Annotated in this window: 14 protein-coding genes and 1 pseudogene; 7 read left to right on the top strand and 8 right to left on the bottom strand. The window is 61.8% G+C overall.

Annotated elements, in window-relative coordinates; all coding sequences use genetic code 11:
* Nucleotides 1–143: 143 nt before the first annotated feature.
* From RE429_RS21210 to RE429_RS21180, 7 genes are all read right to left on the bottom strand, one after another.
* Nucleotides 144–1,259 carry an extracellular solute-binding protein gene (locus tag RE429_RS21210; protein ID WP_414475326.1) on the bottom strand — a complete coding sequence of 372 codons (1,116 nt, stop codon included), beginning with the start codon at nt 1,257–1,259 and terminating at the stop codon, nt 144–146.
* A 196-nt stretch (nt 1,260–1,455) separates the two neighbouring features.
* Nucleotides 1,456–2,670: a M24 family metallopeptidase gene (locus RE429_RS21205; protein WP_414475872.1), complete on the bottom strand. Its 1,215-nt coding sequence runs from the start codon at nt 2,668–2,670 to the stop codon at nt 1,456–1,458.
* A gap of 132 nt (nt 2,671–2,802) precedes the next feature.
* Nucleotides 2,803–3,549 (bottom strand): creatininase, encoded by a 747-nt coding sequence (locus RE429_RS21200; protein WP_414475325.1) that lies wholly within the window; start codon nt 3,547–3,549, stop codon nt 2,803–2,805.
* A gap of 361 nt (nt 3,550–3,910) precedes the next feature.
* On the bottom strand, nt 3,911–4,612 hold the full coding sequence (locus tag RE429_RS21195; RefSeq protein WP_414475324.1) for an IS6 family transposase: 702 nt from the start codon (nt 4,610–4,612) through the stop codon (nt 3,911–3,913).
* Between the two features lie 287 nt (nt 4,613–4,899).
* The gene (locus RE429_RS21190) at nt 4,900–5,202 is read right to left on the bottom strand and encodes a LuxR C-terminal-related transcriptional regulator (protein ID WP_414475323.1); all 303 of its coding nucleotides are present in this window, start codon (nt 5,200–5,202) and stop codon (nt 4,900–4,902) included.
* Nucleotides 5,203–5,327: 125 nt separating this feature from the next.
* The gene (locus RE429_RS21185; protein ID WP_414475322.1) at nt 5,328–6,338 is read right to left on the bottom strand and encodes a helix-turn-helix domain-containing protein; all 1,011 of its coding nucleotides are present in this window, start codon (nt 6,336–6,338) and stop codon (nt 5,328–5,330) included.
* 549 nt (nt 6,339–6,887) lie between these two features.
* Nucleotides 6,888–8,432: a flavin-containing monooxygenase gene (locus RE429_RS21180; protein ID WP_414475321.1), complete on the bottom strand. Its 1,545-nt coding sequence runs from the start codon at nt 8,430–8,432 to the stop codon at nt 6,888–6,890.
* Nucleotides 8,433–8,568: 136 nt separating this feature from the next.
* Here RE429_RS21180 and RE429_RS21175 point away from each other — a divergent pair, with 136 nt between their 5' ends.
* From RE429_RS21175 to RE429_RS21145, 7 genes are all read left to right on the top strand, one after another.
* Complete coding sequence (locus tag RE429_RS21175) at nt 8,569–9,039, top strand: hypothetical protein (protein ID WP_414475320.1); 471 nt, start codon at nt 8,569–8,571, stop codon at nt 9,037–9,039.
* Nucleotides 9,036–10,376: a GAF domain-containing protein gene (locus tag RE429_RS21170; protein WP_414475319.1), complete on the top strand. Its 1,341-nt coding sequence runs from the start codon at nt 9,036–9,038 to the stop codon at nt 10,374–10,376. The genes RE429_RS21175 and RE429_RS21170 overlap by 4 nt, the downstream gene beginning before the upstream one ends.
* A 417-nt stretch (nt 10,377–10,793) precedes the next feature.
* Nucleotides 10,794–11,264, top strand: a complete 471-nt coding sequence (locus RE429_RS21165; RefSeq protein ID WP_414475318.1) for a MarR family winged helix-turn-helix transcriptional regulator — start codon at nt 10,794–10,796, stop codon at nt 11,262–11,264.
* A 134-nt stretch (nt 11,265–11,398) separates the two neighbouring features.
* Entirely contained in the window at nt 11,399–12,967 is a 1,569-nt protein-coding gene (locus tag RE429_RS21160; protein WP_414475871.1) for an MFS transporter, read from the top strand.
* A 21-nt stretch (nt 12,968–12,988) separates the two neighbouring features.
* Nucleotides 12,989–14,074: an HlyD family secretion protein gene (locus tag RE429_RS21155; RefSeq protein ID WP_414475317.1), complete on the top strand. Its 1,086-nt coding sequence runs from the start codon at nt 12,989–12,991 to the stop codon at nt 14,072–14,074.
* 84 nt (nt 14,075–14,158) lie between these two features.
* Nucleotides 14,159–14,398 (top strand): hypothetical protein, encoded by a 240-nt coding sequence (locus RE429_RS21150; protein WP_414475316.1) that lies wholly within the window; start codon nt 14,159–14,161, stop codon nt 14,396–14,398.
* Nucleotides 14,399–14,452: 54 nt separating this feature from the next.
* Nucleotides 14,453–15,076: a TetR/AcrR family transcriptional regulator gene (locus RE429_RS21145; protein WP_414475315.1), complete on the top strand. Its 624-nt coding sequence runs from the start codon at nt 14,453–14,455 to the stop codon at nt 15,074–15,076.
* Between the two features lie 427 nt (nt 15,077–15,503).
* On the opposite strand, the pseudogene RE429_RS21140 reads toward RE429_RS21145, so the two are convergent.
* Nucleotides 15,504–16,490, bottom strand: a pseudogene (locus RE429_RS21140) (IS110 family transposase).
* Nucleotides 16,491–16,747: the final 257 nt, after the last annotated feature.

Genomic DNA, 16,747 nt, shown 5'->3' with positions numbered 1-16,747 from the left:
GTTCATGCCGGTGCGGTGGGTCGTGAGAACGCTTCGACGCATGGGGATTCCCCGCGCGAGCCATGCCTGGCCGAGCGGAGATCCCTATTGTTGGGGTCACAGTGACGAGCGCATCGACGCAGCCTTGGGTGCAGGCCAGATTCCTATTTGAGAAGGCTGCTCCAGCGCTTCGTGAATTCCTCGGTTTCGTCGCGAGGGATCTCAGTATAGGGCACGATGGCGACGGCCTCGGGCGGGATCGCCTTGGTCGCCTCCTCGAAGGAATAAAGCCCTTCGACCTTGGCGAGGCCGCTGCGAACCGCTGGCCGCCCTCCTTGAAGGATGGCCTGCTGACCTTCCTGTGACAGCATGAAATCCAGGAACAGCTTCGCCGTATTGGGACGGCGCGAAGAGGCGGCGATCGCCACGGATCCACCTTGGAAGGGCGTTCCATCGTTTGAGATCACGGCAGCGAGAAGGCCTGCGCTCTGCTTGATGGCCGGCAGCATGGTCGCGTCTGACATAAAGACGGCGGCGGCGTATTCGCCGGTCTGCAGCTTGGTCAGCAGTGAGCCGGAGGATCCCTCCGGCTTTGCATGGGGCAGGATCGTTTCGAACTCGGTCCAGAGCTCTGGTCGTTTACGGAGCAGCGTGTAGTAGCTTGAGAAGGCGAAGGCCGATGCGATATTACGCACGCCGATGGTCAGGCCAGCGTTGCCAGGTGCCCGGAGCTGATCGGCTATATCCTTCACGGAAGTTATGGGCTTTGGGAGCACCTTCGTATTGTAGCCGATTACCAGCGCGCTGATGGCGTATTGGTAGCCGTTGGGGTAGGGCTCAATGATGTCTTTTGGATACTGCGAAGCTTCTGGCGAGCGATACGCCATCAAAAGATTCTGCTCGTTCTTCAGCTTTGCGCCAATGCTCGGCTCGATCTCCACGATGTCGCCGCTCGCTCGACCGCGAGATGCCTCAAGGCGCAACTTTTGGTACACTTCCTCACCTTCAACATCGAGGTTCTTCACGCTCTTGACGAAGGGGTAATTTTTACGAAAGGCGGTGAAAACCGGATCCCATGCCTGCTGATGATACGAGCTGTAGATCACCAACGTGCCGTCTTCGCTGCGGGCCCCTTCGATGATGTTTCGATAATCGGTTGGATAGTAGGAAGGGAGATCGATCTTCTCGTCGGCATGTGCACTCCCGCCGGCCAGAAACATTAATGCCGACAGCCCAAGAGCGGCGCATCGCGCCGTGAATACGGTGGCCTTATTTTTCATGCTTGCGTTCCTCTGGAAGGCGGTACCACAGCGGAAGGTAACATACCAATCATTATATATGTAGTTACCTTTGCTTGTCATCGTAAAGTCCCATCGTTGTTTGCGCAGACGAAGTCACAGGAAATACTTGCGCAGCTAATCACTGGCTCTAAAGGCGTCATATCTGACACTTTGGCGCCACTGGTTGAGGCTGGCCCTAGTGCCGTTTGATGATCATCTGTTCCGGCCCATAGGGAAAGTTCGTGATGTTGTCCGCCCCGGTCTCGGTCACGATGAAGATGTCGTGCTCGCGATAGCCTCCCGCGCCTGGAAGCCCCTCGGGAATCATGATCATGGGCTCCATCGAGACGACCATTCCCGGTTGCAGGACGGTATCGATGTCCTCGCGGAGCTCGACCCCCGCTTCCCTTCCATAATAGTGGCTCAAGACACCGAACGAGTGGCCATACCCGAAGGAACGGTACTTCAGGAGGTTCCATTGGCGGTACATGTCGTTCAGCTCAAGCGCGATCTCGGAACACTTCTTCCCGGGCTTGATCAGGTCGGACCCGACGCGCATGACCTCGCAGTTTTTCTGCCAGTAGTCGAGGTGCGCGTCGGACGCGTACTCGCAGAACAGCGTCCGCTCGAGGGCCGTGTAGTAGCCGAAGATCATCGGGAAGCAGTTCAGCGACAGGATGTCGCCCGCCCGCACCGTCCGGTTCGTGACCGGATTATGCGCCCCGTCCGTATTGAGGCCGGACTGGAACCAGGTCCAGCTGTCCATGAGCTCGACGAACGGAAACGATTTCCCGATCTCCCTGACCATGGCGTTGGTTGACGCAATCGCGACCTCGAACTCCGGCACGCCGGCCTCGACGGCATTCATGACGGCGCGTCCGCCGACGTTGCAGATGCGGGCCCCCTCACGAATGAGGCTGTGCTCCTCGGAGGACTTCACGGTCCTCATCCACATCGCGGGCTGAGCGATATCCACCAGCTCGACGCCTGGAAGCGCATCCTCGATCTGCCTGCGGTAATCGATCGAGACATGGTCGAACTCGATGCCGAGGCGCTTGACGCCTCCGGTGAGCGTCTGAACCGCCCGGAAGAAATTGTCCCGGCGCCAATCCGTATACGTGATGTTGTCCCCGAAGGTCCGACGCCACGGCTGGCCTCCATCGATGGCGGCGCTGATCGTCGTCGCGTTATGCGAGTCGATGACCATCCCGTACTTCCGGCCGAAGTAGCAATACAGGAAGCCGGAGTAGTAGCATATCCCGTGATAGGAGGTCATGAGCGCGGCGTCGATATCGTTCTGGGCCATATATTGGCGCAGGTCGTTGTGACGCCGGGTCATTTCGGCATCGGAAAAGGGCGACCAGTCCTTTTCCCCGTTGTGCCACTTCATGACGTGAAGCATGTCGCCCATGGATCCCGGCTCACCGTCGCCGCGGCGAAGCAGGTTTTGAGGCTCTTGGTACATGGTCTCTCTCCCTATCTGATGAATTTAAAGTTCTCTGACGGCCCGGGTGCAGGCGCCCGGGGGCCATGGCTTCGCTCCTCAGGCGAATTCCGCTTTGAGAGCGCCGACGATGCCCGCTGTGCAGACCTCAAGGAGGATCTCGCCCTTCCCGGCGCTGGCCTCCTTCGGAGAGGACAGCGTTCCGCTCGCCGGCGTCCATTCCGCCTTGACGGGATAGACGTCGTAGGGCGGGAAGGTCGCGGGCGGATGATCGAGCGCACGCTCGAGCTGAACAAGTTCGGGATGAAGAGCGAGCATCAACGATGTCTCGAGCACGCCTCCATGTTCGACGGCCCACCCCGGGAATCCGCCAGGATAAAGGCGTGCGATCGTTTCGTCGTTCACGAAGTCCCAATAGGACAGGACGACGACTTTGACCCCTTCGACGCGGTCCCAGCGCAGCTCCTTGAGGGCAAGATCGACGCCCTCCGTGATGAACCACGAGTTCTCATAGTGTCCGTTCACGAGGGCGAACCTGCGGACGCCGTGGCGCGCGAACTCGGTGATGAGGTTCTTCAGGGCGTTGACCAGCGTCGCTCCATCGAGGCTGGTCGTTCCGGGCAGGTGATTGCCGCCGCCGCATTTCTGCTGAGACTTGTATCCATACGTGAATGGAGGGGCGACGAGGCCCCCGATCTGGCCTGCCGCGCGGCGTGCGAACTCCGTCGGAAGCAGTACGTCCACGTGCAGAGGCATATGGTGGCCATGCTGCTCCATGGATCCGAACGGGATAAGGATGGGTGTGTCTCCGTCGCGGACCGCGGCATCGTAGTCGGGCCAGGGCATCTCAGCGGCGAAGACTGTTTTTGCTCGGCACCGATACCTCCAATGGAAATTGATCCTGGAAGCATCTTGATCTTGAGCCGATAATAAGAAAAATAAATTCGGATTATAGTTCCATAAGCAAGGCGGTGATCGGATGCGCTCACAAGACCCTGTCGCAGGAACGCCGGATAGTTCAGGCCGCGGCGCGTTTGGGCAGGGCCATGTCGTACGTCTCCTATATACCCAAGACCCGGCCCGGATAACGCATGAGGCGGAACTGGACTGCATAACCTAGCCGATTGTGAGTGAGGTGGCTCGGTTTGTCCGAACGGCGATGTCACGGTAACCTGAAGAACCCGCAATAGACCCTGCTTTGTTGATTTCAGGCGAGCACGCCCGCTGCGGCTTTCCAAGTGGCCATGGCCTGAAGGCGGTGAAGGTGGGTAGCGAGGACAGAGCGGCGGGAGTGGGGTAGAACGAACAGGTTTCTGGCAGCCGAGAAGGCTGAGGTGAACCGCTGCAGGCCTCCTGGGGACCGAAAGCCCTGCATCATCCGCTCCCGCTTTCGCAGCGGTACATGCGAATTTTCGGCCCTGTTGTTCAGGCCTTTGTGGGACCGGTGCTCCACTTTGGGCATGACTTGGCGTCTGGCGGCCCCATAGGAGGGCGGCTTGTCGGTGACGATGCGCTCGGGTACCATGCCCTGCTTCTTCATCAGACGGGCCAGCAGGCGCTTGGCCGCCTTGGTGTTGCGGTGGTTCTGGACGATTTCATCGAGCACGTACCCGTCCTGATCGACGGCCCGCCACAACCAATGCTTCTTGCCCGTGATGCTGACGACCACCTCGTCCAAATGCCAAATGTCAGTTGGACATGGCCGCTTGCGACGGAGGCGCCGGGCATACTCTGGCCCGAACTTCCTGCCCCACCGGCGGATCGTCTCGTAGGAGACGATGATGCCGCGCTCGAGCAGCATCTCCTCCACAAGCCGGAGGCTCAGAGGAAACCGGACGTACAGCCAAACGGCATGAGCGATGATCTGGGGTGGGAACCGATGGCGCTTGTAGCTGACAGGCTTGGTCATGCTCGAGCTCTTAAGCCACAAGCCGCTGCCCAAAGGTTACCGTGACATCCCCGGTAAGACCGTTCAATCCACTACTTAGGCTAACGTCAGGAAATGGTACGAGGCGGAAGCGGACCAAGTGTCTGCTCCAGCAAAGAACAGCAGACGTTTCAGGAGCGTAAGGGATCGTCAGTGCGTGACCCGGTACAGACATTTGTTGATTTTGATCGTTGGTCAGGGGTGGCAGCAGCACGGGATTGTTGAAGAGTCTTCCAGCGACTGACCGGGCTACGCGTGTCCCGTTCAACTTACTTGCTCACGGGCCTACCGGACGGCGGCGGAGTTGTTCTTGTCTTTAGCTTGCGCAGGATGAACCTGATGTGCTCCTTGACGGCAGCCTCGTCGATCTTAACCAGGTCCGCAACGGCCGCCGCGTTTTTGCCAGCAGCCAGATGCGTGATGATCTCGGTTTCTGTTGGCGACATGCCTGAGGGGGCGAGGTGACGGTTCTCGTTCGCGGCCTTCGGATAGGAGAACTGAAATCGACAGTACGCAGCTTCGATGATGCTGCCGGACGGTTCGCTCCGGCGCCGAATGATCTCTGCGGTCATCCTGTCCCCCTGCAACGGATTAACCCTGTGGTCTTTTTAGCTGATCAGGTGGGGAGATACTTTGCAGTTTGCCTCAAGTTCTGCGCCGTTTGCCTCACGCGCGAGAGCAAAGGAGGTAGGATCCATCAGACACGAAGGTACTGGATCCACTCCGCCAGGATCGGCTGGCCCGATCTATTCGAGCCAGGATGAAGGTGTTTGATCGTCCGATGGGCCAAAGCGCCCTCGGCCCGCGCCTCCCGGGGCGATATATCGAACATTCCGCGGAACGTCCGGCTGAAGGCAGTTTCGTTGTTGAAGCCCCAGGAGTAGGCGATATCCGCAATGGAGCGATGAGCATGGGCTAATGACGTGATCTCGCCGAAGCAGCGGAGCATGCGTCGTGCCCGTATGAATGCCGCTAATCCACCCAGTGGCTCGAACATTCGGCCGAGCGTGGACCTTGAAAGTCGGAACTCGCGGGCAACGCTGTCCACCGTAAGCGATGGATCCGCCAGATTGGTGTCGATATAGCGCTTGATCGTCAGGATCAGTGCCGCGCGTTTGGCGACCGCGGTGCTCTCATGAGCGTCGGCCGCAGGGCCGAAACAGGCAGCGACAAGGCTGGCTGTCGCATTCGAAATTCGAACTCCATCTTCTGAACTGAGAGAGCCAGCGGCCTTATAGACGGTGATCAGATATGTAGCGAGCAGGTGGCCGAGAGCGGACTGCCCCGAGAGCACGCGGCCATGGAGCCCGTCGGGGTTCCTCACCAGAGGCTCCAACACCGATCGCGGGATCAAGAGGCTAAGGTTTTGAAAGGTCTCCGCCCTGGTATGCAGTGTCCGGGACAGATCAAGGATGCTGAGGTCGCCAGGGCGGACATGAATCGTCCGTCCCTCTACATCTCCCGCGTAGCCGCCTATGGGATAAAGCTGCACGAGGTAATGATCGACGCCGCTGCGCGCGATCGTCACCGGGGCGCGTCGGAACTCTTGACTGCTCGCTGCCACGCTTCCGAGGAGCAGCGGACCAAAGTGGTAACTGTCGATTCTGACCTGAAACGATCCGACGGCTTGCGTATCAGCGACCGCTACGTCAAACAGGGGCGAGACAATGGTGCGCCATATCCAGTATGCCTCCTCCGGCGAAGACACCAAGGATCCTTCGAAAGAAAAAGACGGCAAGCTTGGCATAGGCCTGAAGACGCCCCCTAGGCTCGTTGCTTAATGACTGCGAGCGTAAGAGAACACTAACAGACCGCAATGGAAAGGCGTGGATTTATATAGCGGTTAAGATGAACAACTTGTTACTTCGCCGCCTAAGCTTCATGCTCCCCTCGACAATGTTTGGGAGATTCTGAGCTGCTATTAGTCGTTTGTTCTTACGTTGCTTGGCTTCGCCTGCTTAGAGAAGGTGACCAGAGGCAGGTCCGCCAAGTGACCCGGCCTTCGCTGCGAGCTTGAACATATTAGGGTCACAGATCAAGCGTCGCCTAATGGCACTTCCCGGTAGAAGCGCTTTGGTCTGTTCATGAGAGGATGAGCTGACCTTCATTTCATTTGCGTTCGTTACTCTTTGAGCCGCTCCGGACCTTCATCATAGGTGCAAGGCATTTCATCGGCGAGATCGACTTCTTTCCAAGTTCCAGACCGCAAGGCGGAGCGATGACGCAGCCGCGCCCCGGCAACGCATCGCCCCATCTATCACGCCGCGTATGACTTATCGGTCCTTGTGACCAGATCTCTTAGCCCGCGCTCCTCATCGTTCATCTCCGGCGAGCGGATCGCCCCAAAGCAGGCCGCGGCAGCCACCGTCAGTGCCGGCGCATTCACAAGGCTGTCCGGCCCTTGCAGACGGAAGGACACGGGTGAGAGCGGACCGAAAAGCAGCGCCCGCTCCAGATCGGGCCAGCGGCCGAGGTCCGGCTCCACGCCAGCATTGCGGGCGAAGAGCAGCGCCAGCACCTGCATCGGAATGCTCTGAGGGCCTCCGCGTTGAGCACGGCTCCGGGCCAGGCTGGCAGCCAGGACTTCGCGGCTTGGTGCCGGGATGACACCAGCCCAGGTGTAGGCGATCCAGCGCCCCTGGAGTTCGAGCACCGGGAAGAACGGCCCGACCTGATCGTAGAGGCCTACGAAAGCGAGTCCGTCGAGTTCCGGATGGAAGGTATGATCGCACAGGTCAATATGGCTGTGGTCGAGCCCGAGCGTTGCGGCCACCTCTGGCGCAAGGAAGGGCAGCGATAGGCGGTAGCCCGTGCCGAACAGGAGCGCGTCGAACTCGCCCGTGCTTCCATCGGCAAAGCGGACGGAGCGTCCATCGACGGCCTCAATCCAGGGACGGACCGCAATGCGGCCTTCAGCCACGAGCGGCAGGAAGTTCTGCGACTGCGTAATGCCGGCGGCAAAGACGTTCTCGTCCGGTGTCATAGCCCCGAACTGGTCGGGCGACCCGGCTACGCGTAGGACCGTCGCTTTCAGCCCGGCTGCGAGGCTGTCCGGCGGCAAGGTTTCGCCTGCCAGTCCTGCCGCTCGGGTGAACATGACATGATCCGTCGGCACCCCAGCCAGCAGCTTGGGAAGGACATAGCGCTGCCGCCGGTAGCAGACGGTGACGCTGCGAGCGCCGGACAGGGCCATGTCAGAGGCAATTTCAAGCGCACTGATCGAGCAGCCAGCCACCAGCACGCTCTTGCCGCGATACGCTTGGGGCCCATCGTACTGGCCGGTATGGGCCGCCCCAAGCGCTCCAGTGAAGCTATTGAGCCGCGGCACCGCAGGCACCTCAGGGGCCACATAGCGGCCGGAGGCGACCACCACACGGGCGAAGCGCTCGGTCCGAACCTCGCCGTCTCGGCGCGAGCGAAGGAGCCATCCACCACCGTCGGCTTGTTCAAGCCGCTCGACTTGGGTGTGGCAGCGGATCCGCGGCACAAGCCCGAAGTGCTCGGCATAGCGCTCCAGATAGGTGTGCATGTCCTCGCGGCTGGGATAGACAGGCGTGCTCTCCGGATGGTCGAGATCCGAGAAGCGCGTCAGCACGCGGCTGGTGTTGGTGCACATGCCGCGCCAGGTGCCGCTCAGGGGTGAGGCCGCATTCCACTGGCCGCCGGGGTGGTCCGCCGCCTCGAACATAATGGGCTCAAAGCCATGGCTCGCCAGCCACCGGGCGGTCACCAGGCCGGCGGGTCCGGCACCGATGATGGCAACAGCGTTGGGGGGCACTTGTTGGGAGGCGGGATCGGTCATCGTGAGCTCCTGTCATGGGAGCCCGTGGATAAGCCGATCTGCGATCCGCGTTTCCTAAATGCTTCCTAAGCGCCCGGTGCCGGTTTCCTAAAAGATTGCTAAGCCGCTATGCTTCCTCGGCAGGAGACTTTGACGCGTGCTCATCCCCCAAGACCTTGCCGCCTTCATGGCCAGCCCGGTGATGATCATTCTGGGCACCCGCGATGATCCGCTCGTACCGGAGATCGCACGGGCCGTTGGAGCCGCCGTCCGCAGGGAGGAAGGCTGCATCGACCTCGTGGTATCGGAGTGGCAATGGCCAAAGACGGTGGCCAATGTTCGAGCCAATGGTCAGCTTGCCGCCACCTTCGCGCGACCGTCGGATTATGTCTCCTACCAAGTGAAGGGCCGCGCCGTGGTGGCCCCGACCTCGGCCGAGCACTTCAATCTGGCAACCCGCTATAGGGAAAGCATGGTGTCAACCCTGGGCGAGCTCGGCCTGGAGCAGCGGGTCGTCGCGCCCTGGCTTGTCGGCCGAGACTTGGTCACCTTGCACCTTTCGGTGCAGGAGATCTTCGTGCAGACGCCCGGCGCCAAGGCCGGCCGGCTCATCGAGCGGCTCCCATGACGATCCGGCTTCGCGACCTAGCCGCCTGCTTCGAGGGCGTCATCCCGTCCATCATCGCCACCGCGGCGCCCGACGGTACGCCGAACATCTCCTACCTGTCGCATGTCGTGCTGGTTGATGGCGAGCGGGTGGCCTTGTCCAACCAGTTCTTTTCCAAGACGGCGACGAACGTGCTGGCCAATCCCGCCGCTGCCGTGCTGATCGTCGATCCTCGGGATGGCGGGCAATACCGACTGGACGTGACGTTCGAGCAGACCCTGGACAGCGGCGAATTATTCGAGGAGATGGCCATCCAACTCCAGGCGACCGGCACCCAGGTGGGCATGGGCGAGGTCATGCGCCTGCGTAGCGTCGACATCTACCGGGTGAAGGCGGTGGAGACTGTTCCGTCGCTGGAGCCAAGTCAGGAAGCTTGCTCTCAACGAGCGGGCCTTCAGCTTATGGCAGCGGCTGCGGTCGCCCGCAGAGTGTCCGAGGCGGCCGATGTCAGCTCGGTCATCGATACGGTCTTGGATGGGCTCCGCGATAGGTTCAACTTCTGCCATACCATGCTGCTGCTGAAAGATCCGGCTGGCGAGCGGCTCGTGACCGTTGGCAGCCGCGGATACGAGCGAAGCGGCATCGGGTCGGAGGTGGTGGCGGGCGAGGGCATCATCGGCACGGCTGCCGCGGAACGCCGTCCTGTGCGGGTCAGCGACATGAGCCGGATCCGGCGCTTCAGCTCCGCGGTTCACGCCTCGTCGGACGAGGAAAACCGCACCCGAACCATCGCCCTGCCAGGAGTGCCGGATGCCATGAGCCAGGTCGCGCTGCCGATGCTCGCGCATGGCACCTTGCGTGGCGTGCTGTTTGTGGAGAGTTCCGAGCGGCTTGCCTTTACCAAGGAGGACGAAGCGGCCCTCGCGGTTGTCGCGATGCAATCAGCGGCAGCGCTCGCGCTCTCCGAGGCCGAGGTCGGCGAAGGAGCATCGAGCACGCCGGCCGCCACAGAGCAGCCTGTAATGACAGGGCGGAGCTTCCGCGTTGTCCGCTATGCGTACGATGACAGCATCTTCATCGACAATGAGTATCTGATCAAAGGAGTGCCTGGGCGGCTTTTGATGCACCTGCTTCGTATCTATCAGCGGGAAGGCCGCACGGAGTTCACCAATCGCGAGATCCGGCTCTCGGAGGAACTGCGCCTGCCGGACATCAAGGACAATCTCGAAACACGACTGCTCCTGCTGCGGCGCCGGCTTGAGGAGAAGGCCGCCCCTGTCCAGTTGCTACGAACAGGTCGCGGGAGGATTCGGTTGGAGGTAGCCGGATCTGCGGTATTAGAAGAAGCATCCGGTTGAACAGGAGGGGAGCGACAAGTAACGGCAGTGAAGCCGGGAGACTGCTCTTCCAAAGAATGTTCGCTTTCGAGAAGCGCGGAATGGCTCGTTTTGACACGAGGCAGACGAAAGCCGAATTTCCGTAGTCACAGGGTAAGCTGACCTTCATAAGGCATGCCTAAAGGCTCAGTTTGACCGATGCCGTTGAAAAACACTCGCAACGTCATTTTCGACAGGGGAATCATACCCGATGCTGTAGTCGCTCAAACATCTCCATGCGACTAACAGATGCCCGGAACCTCGAAGGTGAGTTCTGCAACAGCATCGACCTCAAGCTGCCGTTCGCTTGACGGATGATCCTCCATACTGGCCCACCTTCTCTTGCATGTCCTCCCGTTCGCAGGTAAGTAGTCGCCATATAGATAGGGACCTATCAATATGGCGCCTAAGCAAGATGTACTGACTGCCCTTCGGGCGGAGTTCCTCGAAGAGCTGGCGATTGCCAGCCGCAAGCTGCGAACCCTGTTCGACGCGCGGGTGCGGGCCAAGGGCCTGACGCTGGCCCGTGCCCGCACTCTGATGCACCTGGTCAGGAAGGACGGCATGACCCAGTCCGAGCTTGCCGAGATCCTGGAGGTCGAGGGGCCCACCCTGGTTCGCCTGCTCGACGGGCTTGAGGCGCAAGGGTTGACGGAGCGCCGGCCCGTCGAGGGCGACCGACGCGCCAAGCAGATCGCCCTGACCGAAGCTGGACGTGTGCTCGCCGCTGAAGTCACACGCCTGGCGGACAACCTGCGCGAAGAGGTGCTTGCTGGTGTTCCGGAGGCTGACCTGCTGGGTGCGACCGGGATCCTGCGGGCCATGACCGGGAAGATCGCCGTCGCTGGCTGTGAGACGGACGCCGCATGAGCGCCTCGGCTGCCCTTCGCAAATCGCACCAAGCGTTTCCTGACGCCGACGCTCCCGAGGTTGAGACCCCTTCGGATGCAGCAGAGGCGCGGGAGCCGCAGGCGCCGCCCCAACCTCCGGCGGCGCCTGCGCCCATGCCGCCGCTCCGGGCGGCGACCTTCATGGCGGCCGCGGTGCTCCTGGCAATGGCCCAAGGGCTCGGGATGAACCTCATCTCGGCCAACCTGCCCCAGATCCAGGGCGCGCTCGGCGCAACCACCAATGAGGCCCTGTGGCTGATGGCTGCCTACATGGCGCCCAACGCCAGCCTCTCGCTGCTCCTGATCAAGATCCGGACCCAGTTCGGCCTGCGTAACTTCGCCGAGTTGGCCATCCTGGCCTTCCTGCTCGTGTCCGTGATGCACCTGTTCGTCGACGACCTGCACTCGGCGATCATCGTGCGCTTCTTCAGCGGCATCGCGGCGGCACCCATGTCGTCGTTGGCCTTCCTCTACATGCTCGAGCCATTTCCGCCAGCCAAAAAGCTCAATCTCGGACTCTGCCTCGCCCTGACCAATCTCGCGCTCGCCCCTCCCGTAGCCCGGCTGATCTCGCCCACGCTCCTCGACATCGGCGGCTGGCACGGCCTGCATGTCATGGAGATTTCCATCGCCATGATCGCGTTCGCGGCCGTCTATCTCGTGCCCCTGGCGCCGCAGCCGCGCGCCAAGGTTATCCAGCCGCTCGACGTCGTCAGCTATCTGTTCATCGCCGTGGGCTTCGGGCTGGCTGCGATGGCGATGACCGTGGGCCGCTTCTATTGGTGGTTCGAGGCACCATGGCTCGGGCTCATGCTCGCCGGTGCGATTGTCGCGGTCACCTGCGCGGCGGTCATCGAGCTCAACCGCGCCAATCCGCTCCTCGACATCCGCTGGCTTGCCAGCAAGGAGATCCTGCACTTCACCGGAGCCCTCCTGATCTTCCGCATCGTTCTGTCCGAGCAGACCAGCGGTGCCTTCGGGTTCTTCCAGGTTCTCGGCCTCCAGAACGGCCAGATGGCGACGTTGCTCTGGATCATTCTCGGCACCTCTGTCGCCGGCGGCCTGGCCTGCGCCGCCGTGATGAAGCCCGGCCGCGAGCCGGCCATTCACATGGTGGCGCTCAGTCTGCTGGCGGCCGGCGCTTTCATGGACAGCCAGGTGACGAACCTGACCCGTCCGGCCGAGATGTATCTGAGCCAGGCGATGATCGCGTTCGCCGGTGCCCTGTTCCTGCCGCCCGCCCTGGCCTCGGGCCTGATGTCGGCCCTGAAGAAGGGGCCGAACTACATTCTGAGCTTCGTGATCGTCTTTCTCACGACCCAGAGCATCGGCGGATCGCTCGGCTCGGGGGTCGTCGGGACCTTCGTCACCTGGCGCTCCAAGGTGCACTACCAGGCCCTGGCCGAGCACCTCATTCCGACCAATCCCATCGTCGCCCAACGCATGAGCCAGCTCTCGGGCGCCTATGGCCGCGTGCTCACCGATCCGGCGCAGATGAGCACCCAAGGGCTGACCCTGCTCAACCAGCAGGTCACGCGGGAGGCCAACGTCCTCGCCTACAACGACGCCTTTCTGGCCATCGCCTTGCTCGCCGTGTTCGCGCTGGCTGCGCTGATCGTCCACGTCGCGGTGGTCGCCATCGGCAAGCGCCTTGCACCCGCTCCCCAACCTTCCCTTGCCTGACAACCTCTACGATTGATCCCCATGCTGAAGTTTCTCAGATCCACCGCCACCCTTGTTGCCGTCGTGATCGGCATCGCCGGTACCGCGCTCGTGCTCTACGCCTGGCGTCTGCCCCCGTTCACGAGCTCGGTTGAGACCACCGACAATGCCTATGTGCGCGGCCAGGTGACCCTGATCAGCCCGCAGCTCAACGGCTATGTCGCAGAGGTCGCGGTTCAGGATTACCAGAGGGTCAAGACCGGCCAGGTGCTGGTGCGCATCGACGACCGCATCTACGAGCAGAAGCTCCAGCAGGCGAAGGCGTCCCTGGCCGCCCAGAAGGCAGCACTGGCGAACTCCGAGCAGACGCGGCGCTCGAATGATGCCAAGATCAAATCGAGCGAAGCCCAGGTCGACAGCGCGCAGGCCGCGCTCAAGGCGGCCGAGGCCAGTTGGGCGCGCATCGAGCCCCTGCTGTCCCGGGGCGTGACCACGCAGAAGGAGGCCGATCAGGCGCGTGCCAATCTGGATCAGGCCAGGGCGGCCCTGAGCCAGGCCCAGGCCGCCGTCGAGGTCGCGCGCCAGGACTGGGCCGCGACCCTGGTGAACCGGTCCTCGCTGGAGGCCGCCGTGCAGGGCGCCGAGGCTGCCGTGCGCCTGGCCGAGATCGATTGTCAGAACACCCGGATCGTGGCGCCACAGGACGGACGCCTCGGTGAGGTCGGCGCGCGGGTCGGACAGTATGTGTCCGCGGGAACGCAGTTGCTGGCCGTGGTGCCGGAGAAGATCTGGGTGGTAGCCAACTTCAAGGAGACGCAGCTTCCCGGGATGAAGGTCGGCCAGCCGGTGACCTTGCAGGTCGATGCGCTGGAGCATGCCAGGCTCTCCGGCCACATCGAGCGGTTCTCGCCCGCGGCCGGTTCGGAGTTCAGCGTTCTCAAGGCCGACAACGCCACTGGCAACTTCACCAAGGTGGCCCAGCGCGTTCCCGTGCGCATCGCCATCGATCCTGATCAGAACCTTGTGGAGCGTCTCGCGCCAGGCATGTCCGTCGAGGTCAGTGTGGACACGGCGGCTCCAGCCGGCACGAAGGGCATTGCCGCGGGCGGCGGTGTGGCACTCCGCTAGCCAGGTGCAACACAACCGGTTCCCACTTTGACGGCGGGCACGGAAGGATCAGACATGCCGTCGGATCAAGACCATGAGAGGCCCATGACGAAGATGATTTCGCTTCGCGAATTTCAGCAGATCAGAGATGCGGTGAGCGAATTGCGTGCCGTGAACCCCAAAAGCGTCCTGGCTGATCTGGTGGAGGAGAAAATCCGAGTGATCGAGGCCTGCGATCCAATGCTTCAATTCGATATCGCGCTTCTGCACCGGCATCGGCCCATTACGGCAACCCAGGATGCATCCATGGCCCTTGCTTCCGTCGGGCCCGCCCATGCCGAATGACAACATCGGTAGATTGGACCTCGACGGGACTTGGGTTCGCGGCAGACGGCGACGATGACGGGAAAAACGGAGAAGAAGCGGGTCCAGATCCTGGATGGAGCCCGGATCGTCTTTCTGGCCAAGGGATTTGACGGTGCCAGCATGGAGGCGATTGCCCAGGCTGCGGGTGTGTCCAAGGGAACGCTCTATACGTACTTCAAAGGGAAGGACGAACTCTTCACGGCCCTTGTTGCGGCCTGTCAGAACAGGAGTCTTGAGGAAACGTTTAGCAACATGAAGAAGGCCAGTGACCTTCGAGGGAACTTGGAAACCCTGGCGTGGAGCTATCTCGATGCGGTGCGCGAGCCGGAGAACCTCGCTTTGCTGAGAGTGGTCGTCGGGGCATCCGCGAAGTTCCCGAGCCTGGGGCGGGCCTTCTACGAAACCGGCATGCAGCCCCCTATCAGGCGTCTGGCGGAGTACCTCAAGGACAATGCCTCACCGGGGACAGCGGGTGCTTGGGATGCAGAACTTGCAGCGATGCAATTCTTCGCGTTCCTTCGGGCGAGCGTCGCGATCCCGATGCTCATCGCCGACGAACCGTCTCCATCCCCACAGATGTGTTCTGCGATTGCCGCCCAGGCCGTGGACACGCTGCTGCGGGATCTCGCTGAGGAACCCCTAGGTGCGGAGGCTTAGGCAGACATCAAGACTGGAGCACAGCGCAGAAGTCGACCGGGGATTGCGGGCTGCAAGTGGGTGTACAAGGTCGGCTCCTGGCACTTTCCAGAAGTACGTTGAATTTCTGCAAAGGCGCGAAGAGCGGGCCGTCGTATTATTTGCTGTTCGTTACTCTTTGACTCTGGTTGTCGTCGTCCGATCGCTCGTTGGAATTCAAGCCCTTTTTGATGTCGAGGGCGTAGTTTGCCGGGAGCAGTGTCGTCTTCGCGGTCGACAGTAGTCGCCGCATGATGGGGCTTCGCAGGAGGAACCTTCCAAGGTGTAAAACGCACGCTTCAGGCCTATGGGCTTGCAGGTGCATCAACCAAGGCGGAATGGTTCGTCCACGTCCCGGCAGGGACGCCTCGGCACGCCTCAGGACAGGCGCATCGGAGTTCTGTGTGGGTCAGGCAATAGCACTGACTGCCCGGCGGAACGGCTCGCCGGATGTGATCATCGCGTGCATGATGACCGCCAATTTGCGGGCGACAGCCACCGCCGCGCGTTTGAAGTCGATCCGTTCTCGCAGCTGCAACCCCCATTGGCGCAGGTCGCCCTCCGCATAGGTGCGCGTCAGGATCACGGTTGCGGCCTCATAGAGCAGCCCCCGCAGATGAGCATCGCCGCGCCGCGAGATATGGCCATCATAGTCAACGTCGCCGGACTGGTAGCGGCGGGTCGTCAGACCCAGCCAGGCCCCGACCGAGCGCGACGTCTTAAAGTTCTCCGGATCCTCGATGGCGGCCGTGAACGAGGTGCGGTGATCGCCCCCGCCCCGGGGATCGACATCGGCCGCTGACAGGCCGCACTCTGCCGAGCGTACGCCAGAATCTGGCGCCCCAGAGCAGATGCTCGGCTGCGCACGCTGCGCTAAGCCTCCAGCATCGGCAGGATGATCCGGGCAAGCTCGTCCTGACCAGCCAGCAGACGCGGGACTTCGGCTTCGAACGTGCGACCTTTGCTGAGGGGTACGACCAACCCGAACGTCTTCATGAGCCCGCGGATCTGGTTGGACAACTCGGTCGCGATCTGAACCAACCGGGCTCGGGCGGCCACCAGGGTGCGGGTCAGCATGCTGTCACAACCCTTCACCCGCACCGCGCGGTAGAAGCCGACCTCGGCCAGATGGGCTAGGCCATCGGCATCGTTGGCGTCGGTTTTGTTCGGCGCCATGTCGAGGGTAGCCTTAGCGTGGCGAGCGTCGATAGTACCACACCGACAAAGGACCCGTCTCGAACACTACCCGCTTTGGCTCGGGCGCGCGCTTGCGCAGGACCTCGGCGATCAGGCTGGGATCCGCCAGGCATTTGGCTCGCCAGATCCGCTTGCCTTCCCGCCGCACCGAGATCGTCGTCTCTTTCAACGAGACGTCCAGACCAATATCCTCACCCATGGTTGTTCTCCGTTCGATGCTTGGGCCTGGCGTCCAGTCGAGAGCCCGTTATTCCATCTTATCGGGGAACAACCACCCATTCTTCCATGCAATGACCGTCTGGCCTGAGGGCGACTCGCTCTGCGATTACCCAATGTGTAAAAAAGCGGGCGGCGGAACAAGGCAAGCAGTGGTAGGAAACCCGACTTCTCCCAAAGCGTTTTGACACAACCAAGACCCGACGCAGTCCTCCACGCCTTGAGATAGGCGTCTCTCCG

Source organism: Microvirga sp. M2, from assembly GCF_047497095.1.
In the GTDB taxonomy this organism is placed as follows: Bacteria; Pseudomonadota; Alphaproteobacteria; order Rhizobiales; family Beijerinckiaceae; genus Microvirga.
Note: the sequence above shows the minus strand (reverse complement) of the source record. Positions and strands in the feature narration are given on the sequence as shown.